We start from the raw sequence: 13,983 nt of genomic DNA, 5'->3' as shown, positions 1-13,983 counted from the left end.
AATACACTTGGAAAAAATCATCGTCCGCGGCGGTAGAAGGCTAAGCGGTTCTGTTAAAGTTGAAGGAGCAAAGAATGCAGTTTTGCCAGTTATTGCCGCATCATTATTAGCAAGTGACGGAAAAAGCGTAATTCGTGATGTGCCAACTCTCTCCGATGTATACACGATCAATGAGGTATTACGCTATTTAAACGCCGATGTGACGTTTAAAAATAATGAAGTCACTGTCGATGCATCTAGAGAGTTAAAAGTCGAGGCACCATTTGAATATGTTCGTAAAATGCGTGCTTCAGTTTTAGTAATGGGCTCATTACTTGCAAGAAATGGCCGTGCTCGTGTGGCACTTCCTGGCGGTTGTGCGATTGGATCGAGACCAATTGACCAGCATTTAAAAGGCTTCGAAGCGATGGGTGCAACGGTCAAAGTGGGAAATGGCTTTATTGAAGCAGAATCAAATGGCCGATTACAAGGTGCCAAGATTTACTTGGACTTTCCAAGTGTTGGTGCTACAGAAAATATTATGATGGCTGCTACTTTAGCACAAGGTACTACGATCATCGAGAATGTTGCCAAAGAACCGGAAATTGTTGATTTAGCTAACTTCTTGAATAAAATGGGTGCAAAAGTACGTGGCGCTGGAACTGGAACGATTCGCATTGAAGGTGTTGACGTTCTATTTGGTGCTGATCACACAATTATTCCTGATCGGATTGAAGCTGGAACATTTATGGTTGCAGCGGCTATTACCGGAGGAGATGTATTAGTGAGAGGTGCAGTTCCAGAACATTTAACATCTCTTATTGCAAAAATGGAAGAGATGGGTGTTATGTTTGAAGAGGAAGCAGACGGCCTAAGGGTTATTGGCCCTGAGAAGCTTAAGGCAGTTGATATTAAGACAATGCCGCATCCTGGCTTCCCAACAGATATGCAATCACAAATGATGGCTTTGCTATTACATGCAAATGGAACAAGTATGATCACAGAGACCGTATTTGAAAATCGCTTCATGCATGTGGAGGAATTCCGCAGAATGAATGCCGATATTAAAATTGAGGGTCGTTCTGTCATTTTAAACGGACCGTGTAATTTACAAGGTGCAGAAGTAGCTGCCACAGATCTCCGTGCTGCTGCTGCTCTCATTTTGACCGGATTAGTGGCAGACGGTGTGACTCGAGTGACAGAATTAAAGCATCTTGATCGGGGGTACGTTGACTTCCATCGAAAGCTCGCTGCGTTAGGTGCCGATATTGAACGAGTTTCAGCAGTGGAAGAAACGCCATCCTTTCCGAAAGCGTTTGTTGCTGACTTAAATGCATAATAAAAACAAAAACCGTGAAATGGAATTCCATTTTTGCGGTTTTTTTATCGTAGTTAACGTCTGGGCCATGAACGGAAAAACCCCAATGAGATTTTCCGCAAGTTTCAGAAGCACAAAGGAAAGCATTCTCGCGAGAGTTGTTCCGAAGGCGATCCTTGCTCTAAATAACAACATAGACTATTTTGGTTTATGAGTGAAAAAGTTATGCATTTTCCCCCTAATTTTTTATAAGGGTTTAAAAATTTGTACATATTAGCTTGTCCACCCCCATATGTATGAATGGAGAGTACTTCTACTCTAACGAAACTTACATATGGAGGCTCAAGAAGAATGTTAAAAATGAAACCAATCGTAGTTTTAGCTGCTGTATTATTTGCTGTCACCCTCATGATTCCGACTTTACTCGTCCTCCCATTTATGGAAAAAACAACAGGGAAATTAGGAGAAGAACTAACATTAAAAGAAACAGAGGCAGTTGCTGATCAGCCTGACGTTGAGGTGGCTGTCTACCGTGTAGGCCAAGAAAAAATTGAAAACCTCCCATTAGAGGATTATATTGCAGGTGTTGTGGCGGCAGAAATGCCGACTGATTTTGAATTAGAGGCTTTAAAAGCCCAGGCTCTTACAGCAAGAACCTATTACCTTTATCATTTAATGAGCGGTGAAAAATTAGGGGTTCCTGAAGGAGCAGATGTAACAGATACAGAGAATCACCAGGTTTTTAAAAGTGATGAAGAATTAAGAAAAGAGTGGAATAAGGATTACCAATGGAGAATGAAGAAAATTAAAGAGGCCGTTGCGGCAACGAGTGGTCAAGTATTAACCTACGATGGCAAACCGATCTATGCTGCTTTTTTCTCCACAAGTAATGGTTACACAGAAAACTCAGAAGATTATTGGAGCAGCCCGCTTCCATACCTAAAAAGTGTAGAAAGTCCGTGGGACGTGAATACAGAAAAATTTAATGGACAAAAAATTATTTCTGTCGCCGACTTTGAGAAAAAGTTAGGTGTTCAATTAACAGATGCTTCTGAAGTAGGAAAAATTATTGAGAAGACAAAAGGAAACCGTGTTGGCAAGGTCGATATCAACGGAAAAATATTAACGGGCAAGGACATCAGGGTTAAACTAGATTTAAAATCATCTGATTTTACATGGGAGAGAAAAGGCGACAATATCGTGATCAATACGAAAGGCTTCGGGCATGGAGTAGGAATGAGTCAGTTTGGTGCCAATGAAATGGCGAAGGCGGGGAAAACCTATAAGGAAATCGTTGAACACTATTATAGTGGAGCAACAATTGACACGACGAAAACATTGCTCACGAAAATCACGGCAAGTAAATAAAAGCAGAAACCGAGTACTCGAAAAGGGTGCTCGGTTTTATGGTGTCTGTTCCTAATTTTCGAGATTTTAACGCTGCCGAGGAGCTTATGAAAAATATTTTTGGATTCGTTCGAACTTATGCTTATGATAAGAACGGTGAACAAAATAGGCAGCGACTATGACTCCGATAACATCTTTAACTACATCAATTACCGTTGCGGAGCGAGCAGGAACGAAAGATTGGTGTATCTCGTCAACCAAACCGTATAAAGAAGCGATGACGGCAAAAATAATGCTCCAGCGCAGCGAAAACTTTCCCGTTGTTAGATGTGCAGCGACCAATAGTAAATAGAGAATCGCGAATTCTACTAAGTGTAGCGACTCTTTTATAAAGCGATCTGTCGATGAATGTGGCAGCTCGACAATCGCGTTTGCTGGCATGCTCGACATCATCCAAATCATCATCATGTAAACAAAAGGTAAAAAACGAATGAACCATTTTAAAGTGCTTTGCAAGAAAGATTTCCCCTTTAATAAATTTAGCTCGATCACATAAAATAAATATTTTTTAAAACTTTTTTTCATTTCCTTGTATAATTCCAATCTCTTTGTCGAAAAATAAGATTAAAAAAATTTTTTTCGAAATGTATATATTTATCATGATCTGTTCAGAATGATTGCTGAGGTGATGATAAATGAGAGAGGAAGAAAAGAAACAATCTTCTCAAGGTTCAAAGATTAAGCGCTTCATGAAAAAGCGTTGGGTGTACCCAAGCGTTTATATTGCAAGTGCTGCAATCATTCTAACCGCGGTTCTTTGGTTCCAAAACAGTAACAATAGTGCAACAGATGATCAAATCGATTACGAGGCTACTGATCTTTCAAGCAAATATGATGAACCTGCTTTGGAAGTTAACAGATCAATGGAAAATTTTGCAATGCCTGTTATGGATCCGGATTCTGTAGTCATTCAAAAAGAATTTTATGACTTCGATGCTTCGGAAGACAAACAGGAAGCGGCATTGGTGTTCTATAATAATACGTATCATCCGAATACCGGTATTGACATTACGATGGAAAACGGTGAATCGTTTGATGTTGTAGCCGCATTAAGTGGTAAAGTAACCAATGTTGCAGAAGATGCTTTATTAGGAAACGTAATCGAAATCGAGCATGACAAAGGTATTGTAACACAATATCAATCTGTAACCGATATTGATGTGAAGGTTGGCGACCAAGTAGACCAAGGACAGACGCTTGCAAAAGCAGGAAAAAGCTTGTATAACGAAGAAGCTGGTACCCATCTGCATTTCGAAATTCGCAAGGATGGAATAGCTGTCAATCCTCTTGATTATTTCAATAAGCCATTAAGTGCTCTACAAGAAGCGGACATAACAGAGAATGTTGATGACAGCGGAAAGGCTGATGAATCGACGGGAGCTTCTGAAGAGGAAAAAGCGAATCCTGACAACGATGAAAAAAAGGATAACAATGATTCAACAGAAGATGAAGCTGAAGAAGATAGCAATGATTCAACAGAAGAAGATGGTGCATCTTCTGATGATGAAGAAGCAGAAACAACAAATTCTACTGATGCATAAGACAATTTGTCATTTTGACCCGCCCTTGGCGGGTTTTTTGCTTTTAGCCGCATGGGCTACGATTAGTCCAGAAGTCCAAGTTACACAAGCTTGAAAATTTCGGGTTCCGTAATAGGACCTTGTTTTAATACCTGCTTTAAAATTTGACAATTTTTTTACAAGTTTTTGCTTGACCTCGAAACCATTTAAATAGATAATGATATTACGAAATTTTCTTAATATTTAATCTATCCTAAACTTTTAGTTAATAATCTGTTAATAAAAAGATCATTTCAAGAAAGAAAAGGGGGAATTTGATGGCGTTTTATTTGTTCATTGCCTTGACAGCTATTTGTTTAATATTGGCTTTACGTAAGAAAAAAACCATCTTCCTAGTCATTCCATTCCTATCCATCATCGTCTATTTCATTATTCAAGTCGCCTTAGTTCCCTTACCATTCATCGATACACTGAAGTTTATTTTTAGCTTGAATTAAAGGTATTTAAAAAAAGTAATTGCTTTGAAAGCGCTTTAAAATGCTTTTGAAGAATTATATAGGCTTTGTTAAAGGCCAGTGTTGATTTTTGGTTCATTTTCTTTGAATTCCTTACAGAGATAGAGAATTTTTGTTTCCTCATTCAGAGTACCTTTCAGCACGACAAAAAGACGTACAAAACTGACACGGAATGAGCCAAAGATCGGTTGCTCAACGATGTTGCTTAACAAAGCAAAATGAAAAAAGAAGGAGGGATAAACAACAGGGGGAAGTCGGGCACATTTTACGGTATATATTGAAGGGGAATAATCTTGGAGGTGAAAAAATGAAGAAAATCGATAAGGCGGTAGCCGATCGTTATTTTCGAGAGAAAAACCGCAACATCATTATTTATTTTATCGTTTGGTTTATGGTTTCTTACGGTGTGGTCTTATTCGCTGAGCCGTTGAGTACGATTACTTTTATTGGCTTCCCACTTCATTACTATATGGGAGCACAAGGTGCTATCTTAACCTTTATTATCCTGCTGTTTGTAAATGCCAAGCTTGGAGATAAAATTGATCAAAAGTATGGTATTGATGAAAGCAAAAATGAGCAAATTAGTTCAGGCTCAACGTTAGAGCATTAAAGGCGCTTTTCCAATCAAATCAAATGGGGATGGTCGATTGGGAGAAGAATATAAAAATGAATCATCAACAAGTAGCCGTTAGTGCTATTGTAGGGGGGAAATCATTTGGATGGACAATTTATTGTCTCGTTAGCGATTATATTAGCCACTTTTGCATTATATATTGGAATAGCTGTTTATAATACAGCAAAGGCAACATCGGATTTTTACGTTGCAGGACGCGGTGTTCCACCAATTTTTAACGGGATGGCGATCGGGGCAGACTGGATGAGTGCTGCTTCCTTTATTGGAATGGCCGGAACAGTTATGGTACTCGGTTATGACGGGTTAGCCTATATTATGGGTTGGACCGGTGGGTATTTATTTCTTACATTTTTACTAGCTCCACAGTTGCGCAAATATGGCCGATATACAGTGCCAGAATTTATTGGCGACCGTTATGATAGCCATTCTGCTCGTGTGATTGCGGCAGTATGTACGATAATTATCAGTTTTACGTACTCGATTGGACAGCTTTCAGGCTCGGGTGTTGTCATTGGCCGTCTGTTCGAAATTGACGCCAAAGTGGGCACGATGATCGGGGTTGTGCTTATTGCAATTTATGCGGCCTTCGGCGGAATGAAGGGGATTACGTGGACGCAGGTTGCGCAATACTTAATTTTAATCACCGCTTACTTAGTTCCAATTATTTTCATGTCCTTGCAAATATCCGGCAACCCTATACCGTGGATTTCTTATGGTGAAGTGGTCGGCAAGTTAGGAGAACTTGACCGTGAGCTTGGTATTTCCGAATATTTTGCTCCGTTTACGAATGGAACGAAGTGGCAGTTTCTTGCGCTCATGTTTACATTAATGGCTGGAACGGCTGGATTGCCACATGTCATCGTTCGTTTTTATACAGTATCGACCATGAAGGCGGCTCGTTGGTCTGGAGCATGGGCATTGCTGTTTATCGGTCTTCTTTATTTATCAGCACCTGCTTATGCAGCTTTTTCTCGTTTTATCCTCATGACACAAGTAGCAGGCAGTCAAATCAGTCAGCTTCCAGCTTGGACGAAATCTTGGGTAGATACAGGGATGCTTCAAGTAGCGGATACCAATAACGATGGAATTTTGCAATGGAGCGAGCTTGTCATTGCGAATGATATTGTCGTAATGGCGACTCCGGAGATTGCTAATTTAGGTGTTTTTGTCATCGGACTTGTAGCTGCCGGGGCAATGGCGGCTGCTCTTTCAACTGCTGGTGGTTTGATGATTTCACTCTCTTCATCCTTCGCTCACGATATTTACTATCGCGTGTGGAAGCCACAGGCGTCTGAGAAAAATCGTCTATTAGTGGCTCGTTGGTCAATTGTTGTGGCAACATTATTTGCCGGACTGATTGCATTGAATCCACCAGGGGTGATCACGCAAATTGTCGCATGGGCCTTTGCCATTGCCTCCGGAACCTTCTTCCCAGCACTGGTGCTTGGTGTTTGGTGGAAGCGTTCTAATACAAAAGGTGTTATTGCTGGTTTATTAATTGGATTAGCCGTTACTTTAGGCTATATATTTGCAGCCAAATATGGTGGCTTTACGATTCTAGGAATTATTGATACAGGTGCTGGAGTTTTTGGAGCAGCAGCAGGATTTTTAGCCAATATTATTGTTTCCTTATCAACTGAAGCACCAGCGCAAAAGCTTCAGGATGAGGTAATCAATTTACGTTATCCAGAGCAAATGGTTTATAAAGATGGCGAGGTTTGGATGCATGATGGAGAACCAAAACAAGGTTAAGCAATTGTTCGAGGCTGTGCAGTCCCACCCCTTTTTTCAAGGGGTGGAGGTTGGCACGGCCCTTTCTCTTATTGAAGACTGTACGTATAGGGAATATGAGAAGGAAAGAGTGCTTCTCCGTAAAGATCGACATCGGGAGGGGCTAATTTTAATTTTAGAAGGTACGGTGGAAGTTTATATTGAGAACGAGATTAATGAGGAGCATGAGGTTTTAGAGATTGTTCAAAAGGGGGAATTGATTGGCTTTTCCAGCTTAGCTGACTTTCTTGGTGTTCCCCGTCTGCCGAAAGAAGAGGTGACCATTGAAGTACGTGCGCTCACTAGCGTTAAAGCACTGCATATTCCATTCATTGTCATTGCGCGAAGATGGGATGATCCTTATGTTCGCGATTATTTATTAACACAGGTAGCAGTCCGATTACGTGATGTATATGCGTCACTGGCTGAACAAATCAAAACAGCGCAGGCTGGCGCTGAGCACCACTCTTACATGGCTAAAGTTCAGGATGTGATGACGGAGCGAGTGATCGCAGTGCCCTCGGATACGACGATCGCAGCTGCCGCTAAAAAAATGCATGAAGAAAAGACGAGTTCCGTCCTTGTAATGGATCACAAAAAGCTAAGAGGAATCATTACAGAAAGAGATATGGTGTCACGAGTAGTGGCTGAGGGAGTGGCGTTAACGGAAGCGGTTGCTGAGATAATGACGAAGGATCCGATAACGATAGCCAAAACAGCATATTATGATGATGCTCTTTCACTCATCCTGTTAAAGGGAGTAAAGCACTTACCAGTTATAGAGGAAGATGAGGTCGTTGGAATTGTCACCTTATCTGATTTACTGCGAAAAGAAAACGAAAGTGTCATGAAGACGATTAAACAAATTACAGAAGCAGATGAATCCAATATAGGTCATATAAAAAATGCTATTTATACTGTATTGGATATTCTTTTACGAGAGAAGATTCCGATTCAACGAACTTTAGATATTGTCACAAAACTATATGACCGCTTAGTCATTCGCCTTATTGACCTGGCCATTAAAAAGCTTGAGAAGAAGGGCTATAAGGCGAAAGGCAGCTTTGCCTTTTATCAAATGGGAAGCAGTGGCCGCGGCGAGCAATTTATTTTAACTGATCAAGACCATTTCCTTGTTTATGAAGGGGATGAACATGAGTATTACCAACTATTAGGGAAGGAAATTACACTCTATATGGAAAAGGCCGGTTATGCCCGTTGCCAAGGATTGATGATGTGCAGTGAAGCACAGTGGAGGGGAAGCATTGCGGATTGGGAGGAACGGCTACGAACATGGAGTTTGCAATCAACTCGCGATAACCTACTGCTTGCACAAAACTTTTTTTCCCATCGTTTCATAGAAGGCAATAGAGAGCTTCACCGTCAATTTGACAACATGATGACCCATTTGCTAGAAAAAGCAAAAATCTTTCTCTACCGGTTGGCACAAGTAGAAAGAGAACATCCGATTTCCACACTTGAACAGCCATTTCGAGCACTATTTCGGATAGAAAGAAAACAACTTGATATAAAAAAATCTGTCTTGTTCCCTTATCATCATAGCCTGCAAATTCTTGTTTTATTACATGGAGGCTCATCAGGAACCTCCTTTGAAAAAATGGCAATGCTGACAGAAAGGGGCGTCATTTCTCAAAGTTTCTCTCGTGATTTACAGGAAGCGGTAAATCAGGTTCTGTCCCTATATGTTAAGCAGCGTTGGGAGCAAGTGAAAAAAGGTGAGGAACCAACTTCCGTTCTTCAATTTAGAAAATTATCTTCACGTGAAAAGAAGGAATTGATTTTAAGTCTTAAAACCCTAAAAGAACTGCAAACTCTTGTTTTCAATCATTTTTCGCTTTAATAATCAAGGAGGTTATATGTTTTTTCAACGAAGAAATATTTCCTGCCCTTTAATCTATCGTGATATTCCATTAGCTTCTCCGTTAGAAAGCTTAAAATTTATTGTCTTCGACACGGAGACGACAGGTTTTCTCGTATCTTCAGGAGACCGATTAATTGAGATAGGGGCAGTGACGATTGAAGGTTTTAATGTTTGTGAGGATAAAGTTTTTCAAACATATGTGAATCCAAAGCGACAAATTTCTCGGGAAATAACTGAGTTAACGTCGATAACAGACGAAAAAGTAAAGAATGCGCCAACCGCGTTACAGGCGATAGAACGCTTTTTCGACTTTGTCGAATCGGAAGAGACGGTTTGTCTCATCGGACATTATATTAGTTTTGATGCCCTTGTGTTAAAAACAGAATTAAAAAGAGAAAAATTTAATTTAAAACATTTATATACAATTGATACTCTTGATTTAATTGGATTTATTGCCCCTTCCTATGATATGAGAGATTTAGAACGGTATGCGAGAATTTTTGGTACAAGAATTTACGAGCGTCATACCGCATTAGGTGATGCATTAACGACGGCGTACCTCTTCGTTGAACTACTTTGGCAATTTAAACAACGTGGTTATACTACATGGGGCGAATTGATGGATGCAACAAAGAAAATAGAAGTGCTTTAATCTTTACACATGCAAAAATGGCGGGGAAAGGTTTCGTTATGCTTCGTGTGTGGTTGCATATATAGTCTAGCTGTTAGAAGAAGATATCGTTGTAGATAACTTTTTCATGACTGGCACAAACATGGTCTCCCTTATGTTTTTTAAGTTTGGATGGGAGGAGAACACAAAGGAAAACAACTTTGCAAAAACATGGTTTGAGCTTTATGGTTTCGAAGCATCCCGCGCTTTTGCTGCTGATGTTATCAAATTTTTCAAAAAAAATAGCATATATCTTGTCCTTATTACGGTTTTCGTGCATATTCCGTTATCCAAGCTAATAAACTGTTACAAACCTTACAAAGAGAGTGTTTGAGGTGAGCAATCGTTTGAGAATGAAAATTGGATATATAGTTGGGGTCATGTATATTTCCTGATAACCAGAGGGCAAATGGCTTTCTGACGCATCCTTTTACACGATGCGGATAAGCAGTACTTGATGAAGCGAGAAAGCGAGTCTCATTTCACACTTCTCACATCCAATTTAGGGAGGGCGAGTGGTGTGCACGATTACATCAAAGAGAGAACTATCAAGATTGGAAAGTATATCGTGGAGACGAAAAAAACGGTTCGCGTAATTGCGAAAGAGTTTGGCGTATCCAAAAGTACAGTCCATAAGGATTTAACAGAAAGGCTACCTGAAATAAACCCAGAGCTTGCAAATGAAGTGAAAGAAATTTTAGATTACCATAAATCTATTCGCCATTTGCGTGGTGGAGAAGCTACAAAATTGAAGTATAAGAAAGAAGAGCTAGAAAGTGAACCCATTAAGTAAATGATCCTTTTTTCAACAATTCCTTGAAATAATGACAAATAAATTAAAAATCCCTCAAAATTTGACAAATTACTACGATATTTTAGTCAAATATGGTAGAATTGAAAATTAGGGTAGACTACATTAAAAAAAGTAATAACATCAGGAGAATGAGTGATTTAATTGCATTTAGAAATAGATATGGATCATTTTTTCAAGGAGGATTTTTGGGAATGCTTGCTAGGGATATTGGAATTGATTTAGGAACAGCAAATGTATTGATTCACGTAAAAGGGAAAGGCATCGTTTTAAATGAGCCATCAGTGGTCGCAATTGATAAGAACAATAATAAAGTTTTAGCAGTTGGTGAGGAAGCAAGACGTATGGTCGGGCGTACCCCGGGCAACATCATTGCCATTCGTCCATTGAAGGATGGCGTCATTGCCGATTTTGATGTGACGGAGGCCATGCTTAAACACTTTATTAACAAGCTCAATGTGAAAGGTTTCCTTTCGAAGCCCCGAATTTTAATTTGCTGCCCTACAAACATTACAAGCGTAGAACAAAAGGCAATTAAAGAGGCGGCGGAAAAAAGCGGCGGAAAGAAAGTTTATTTAGAAGAAGAGCCAAAAGTGGCAGCGATCGGAGCTGGAATGGATATTTTTCAACCAAGCGGAAATATGGTCGTAGATATCGGTGGAGGTACAACAGATGTAGCTGTATTGTCCATGGGTGATATTGTCACGTCTTCTTCCATTAAAATGGCTGGAGATAAATTTGATAGTGAAATTCTTCAGTATATTAAACGTGAATACAAGCTTTTAATTGGAGAGCGTACAGCTGAAAACATTAAGATTCAAATCGGTACGGTCTTCCCTGGAGCACGGAACGAATCAATGGAGATTCGTGGTCGTGATATGGTATCAGGATTGCCAAGAACGATTTCAGTCAATTCCGAGGAAATTGAACTTGCCTTACGTGAATCTGTGTCTGTCATTGTACAAGCGGCAAAAAGCGTTCTCGAAAGAACACCTCCTGAACTTTCAGCCGATATTATCGACCGTGGTGTGATTCTAACAGGTGGAGGAGCACTTCTGCACGGTTTTGACTTACTGTTAGCAGAAGAATTGAAGGTTCCAGTTCTTGTAGCGGAGAATCCGATGGATTGCGTCGCTATTGGAACGGGAATTATGCTTGACAATATCGACAAGATCAAAGGTTACCGCTTTGCATAAATCAAAAATAACGGGGGCTTCCGGAGTTAGAAGCTAACTAACTCTATCGCCTATCCAACGTGGTGATGAGAATCAGTGGAAGGACTGGTACTTGTCACCATTTTCGTATTTTTGCCTTTTTTCTACAAAATTTTAATGTTTATTCGCCGATTTTTTTTTATAATAGAAGATGAATGGTTTTATTGTAATGTAGACGAAGAGTGTGAATGAAACGACCTTACATAAGAGGTGAATCGAATGTTTAGAGGTTTTTATACCGTTGCATCAGGAATGCTGACTCAACAAAGACGGACAGAAATGTTGACGAATAATATGGCGAATGCCAATACTCCGGGATTTAAAGCGGATCAATCATCGCTGCGTGCTTTTCCAGAGATGCTGTTGCAGCGTTTTGATAAGGAGAGAATTCCAACGGAAAGAGGATTGAACCTTCCGGGAAGCAATGTAGTAGGATCGATTAATACAGGTGTCTATATGCAAGAGGTAATGCCAAAGTTTATTCAAGGTGATTTACGCGAAACGGGGCAAAAAACGGATCTTGCCTTACTCGATATCGTGATGCCACAAAATGAAGAGACAGGGTATGCTGGTTCAATCTTTTTTACGGTGCAAAATGCAGCTGGAGAAACTCGCTATACAAGAAACGGCGATTTTACATTGGATGGACAAGGCTACTTGACGACTGCAAGCGGTAATTATGTCCTTGATGTGGCAGGAAATCGAATTCAACTATCAAGTGAAGATTTTACAGTTGATGCTAATGGTCTTGTTCAGGGAGCAGCCGGTGAAACGGCCCTTTTAGGGATCGGTTATTCTGCAGATCCTTTTCAAATGGTAAAGGAAGGCGATGGTCTTCTGCGCAATGAAGCGGGGGCAGCGCTTGTTGATGTTAGAGGTGTAGCAGGTACAGAATTTTCTATTCAGCAAGGCTTTCTTGAGGCTTCCAACGTTGATGTTAGTCGGACGATGACTGATATGTTAACAGCATACCGGGCATTTGAGGCTAATCAGAAGGTGTTGCAAGCTTATGATAAAAGCATGGAAAAAGCAGCGAATGAAGTCGGCCGAATTGGCTAACAATTCAATAGAAGAACTGTAAGAAGAGGGGAGGCAAACATATGAATCGCACAATGATAACAGCAACGAACACATTGGCACAATTACAAAAACAAATGGATGTTATCTCTCATAACATGGCCAATATCGATACGAACGGATACAAAAGGAGAGAAGCGACTTTCACAGAGTTAATCTATCAGCAGTTTAACAACCAGAGAAGGGAACAAGCTGAGGTGAACCGCCTAACTCCGAATGGGATTCGACAAGGAACGGGTGCTAAGCTTGCCCAAATACAATTGGTTATGACGCAGGGGAATATTAAGCCAACGGACCGTTCTCTTGATACGGCTTTGACAAAAGAAGGTCAATTGTACAAGGTGTTAGTCCAAACCGATGCGGGAGCAGAGATACAATACACTCGCAATGGGGCCTTTTACTTATCACCAATAAGTGAAAATGAGCTTGCTTTAGTTACAGCGGATGGACATTCGATTGTCGATGAAAATAATAATCCCATTTATATAAATGCGGATGCAAAAGATTTTACCATTGATAGCATGGGGCAAATGACAGTAACGATGAATAACGGTTTGCCGCAAATGTTCAATCTTGGAGTGGTGCAGGTAGACAAGCCGCAATTTTTGATTGCTAAGGGCAATAATTTATACGGCCTCCCGACAAACTTTGATCAACTGAATGTTGGAGTCGATGACATTCTTACTGACTTAGTAGGGCCACTACGAACTGAAATTGGGATTCAACAAGGTGCATTAGAGTCATCTAACGTCGATATGGCTAAGGAAATGACCGATCTTATTAACACTCAGCGTGCCTATCAATTCCAATCCAGATCCGTTAGCATTGCAGATCAGATGATGGGACTTGTGAACGGAATTCGTTAGAAGGAGAAAGAACATGTCGTTAAACAATAGTAACCAAAAGGTAGCAGAAACAAGAGAACAGGTAAGGCAAGAAAAGAAGGAAAAAGCGAAAGCAGAAGCAAACAGTGGAGGAAAACGAAGAAGAATTCGCATTCGCCTTATTCCATTGTGGCTTAGACTCCTAATTATCGCCTTATCATTAGTGGCATGTGTTATTCTTGGTGCGATGTTTGGTTATAGTGTCATTGGCGAAGGAAAAGCAACGGACATTTTTCAAAAGTCAACATGGACACATATTATTGATTTGATTGAGCACGAATAAACGATTAAAGGCCGGCGTA

General features: G+C 40.2%; 14 protein-coding genes. 13 read left to right on the top strand and 1 reads right to left on the bottom strand.

Annotation, left to right across the window (positions count from 1 at the left end; all coding sequences use genetic code 11):
- Positions 1 to 7 precede the first annotated feature (7 nt).
- Entirely contained in the window at positions 8 to 1,318 is a 1,311-nt protein-coding gene (gene murA, locus PZE06_RS08320) for a UDP-N-acetylglucosamine 1-carboxyvinyltransferase (RefSeq protein ID WP_150914303.1), read from the top strand.
- A gap of 330 nt (positions 1,319 to 1,648) precedes the next feature.
- Entirely contained in the window at positions 1,649 to 2,665 is a 1,017-nt protein-coding gene (gene spoIID, locus PZE06_RS08315) for a stage II sporulation protein D (RefSeq protein ID WP_150914302.1), read from the top strand.
- 84 nt (positions 2,666 to 2,749) lie between these two features.
- On the opposite strand, the gene PZE06_RS08310 is transcribed toward spoIID, so the two are convergent.
- Positions 2,750 to 3,160: a VanZ family protein gene (locus PZE06_RS08310; RefSeq protein ID WP_150914301.1), complete on the bottom strand. Its 411-nt coding sequence runs from the start codon at positions 3,158 to 3,160 to the stop codon at positions 2,750 to 2,752.
- Between the two features lie 179 nt (positions 3,161 to 3,339).
- Between PZE06_RS08310 and spoIIQ the strand changes: the two genes are divergently transcribed.
- The 11 genes from spoIIQ (at position 3,340) to PZE06_RS08255 (ending at position 13,964) form a co-directional block, all read left to right on the top strand.
- Entirely contained in the window at positions 3,340 to 4,245 is a 906-nt protein-coding gene (gene spoIIQ / locus PZE06_RS08305) for a stage II sporulation protein SpoIIQ (RefSeq protein ID WP_150914299.1), read from the top strand.
- 296 nt (positions 4,246 to 4,541) lie between these two features.
- Positions 4,542 to 4,721 (top strand): hypothetical protein, encoded by a 180-nt coding sequence (locus tag PZE06_RS08300; RefSeq protein ID WP_150914297.1) that lies wholly within the window; start codon positions 4,542 to 4,544, stop codon positions 4,719 to 4,721.
- Between the two features lie 325 nt (positions 4,722 to 5,046).
- Entirely contained in the window at positions 5,047 to 5,349 is a 303-nt protein-coding gene (locus PZE06_RS08295) for a DUF4212 domain-containing protein (protein ID WP_150914295.1), read from the top strand.
- 105 nt (positions 5,350 to 5,454) lie between these two features.
- Complete coding sequence (locus PZE06_RS08290; protein WP_150914293.1) at positions 5,455 to 7,125, top strand: sodium:solute symporter family protein; 1,671 nt, start codon at positions 5,455 to 5,457, stop codon at positions 7,123 to 7,125.
- A complete protein-coding gene (locus tag PZE06_RS08285) occupies positions 7,100 to 9,004 on the top strand; it encodes a DUF294 nucleotidyltransferase-like domain-containing protein (RefSeq protein WP_150914291.1) in 1,905 nt (634 codons plus the stop codon). The genes PZE06_RS08290 and PZE06_RS08285 overlap by 26 nt, the downstream gene beginning before the upstream one ends.
- 16 nt (positions 9,005 to 9,020) lie before the next feature.
- Positions 9,021 to 9,677: a 3'-5' exonuclease gene (locus PZE06_RS08280; protein ID WP_150914289.1), complete on the top strand. Its 657-nt coding sequence runs from the start codon at positions 9,021 to 9,023 to the stop codon at positions 9,675 to 9,677.
- Between the two features lie 538 nt (positions 9,678 to 10,215).
- Positions 10,216 to 10,488, top strand: coding sequence for a sporulation transcriptional regulator SpoIIID (spoIIID, locus tag PZE06_RS08275; protein WP_095312018.1), 273 nt, complete (start codon positions 10,216 to 10,218; stop codon positions 10,486 to 10,488).
- A gap of 212 nt (positions 10,489 to 10,700) precedes the next feature.
- The gene (gene mreB, locus PZE06_RS08270) at positions 10,701 to 11,702 is read left to right on the top strand and encodes a rod shape-determining protein (RefSeq protein WP_150914287.1); all 1,002 of its coding nucleotides are present in this window, start codon (positions 10,701 to 10,703) and stop codon (positions 11,700 to 11,702) included.
- 237 nt (positions 11,703 to 11,939) lie between these two features.
- The gene (locus tag PZE06_RS08265; protein ID WP_137743476.1) at positions 11,940 to 12,779 is read left to right on the top strand and encodes a flagellar hook-basal body protein; all 840 of its coding nucleotides are present in this window, start codon (positions 11,940 to 11,942) and stop codon (positions 12,777 to 12,779) included.
- Positions 12,780 to 12,820: 41 nt separating this feature from the next.
- Positions 12,821 to 13,663, top strand: a complete 843-nt coding sequence (locus PZE06_RS08260) for a flagellar hook-basal body protein (protein ID WP_150914285.1) — start codon at positions 12,821 to 12,823, stop codon at positions 13,661 to 13,663.
- 13 nt (positions 13,664 to 13,676) lie between these two features.
- Complete coding sequence (locus PZE06_RS08255) at positions 13,677 to 13,964, top strand: DNA-directed RNA polymerase subunit beta (protein WP_150914283.1); 288 nt, start codon at positions 13,677 to 13,679, stop codon at positions 13,962 to 13,964.
- The last annotated feature ends 19 nt before the right edge of the window (positions 13,965 to 13,983 follow it).

Origin of the sequence: Robertmurraya sp. DFI.2.37 (assembly GCF_029211245.1) — a bacterium.
Taxonomy (GTDB): domain Bacteria; phylum Bacillota; class Bacilli; order Bacillales; family Cytobacillaceae; genus Robertmurraya; species Robertmurraya methanolica_A.
This window is presented reverse-complemented; position numbering and strand designations above follow the sequence as displayed.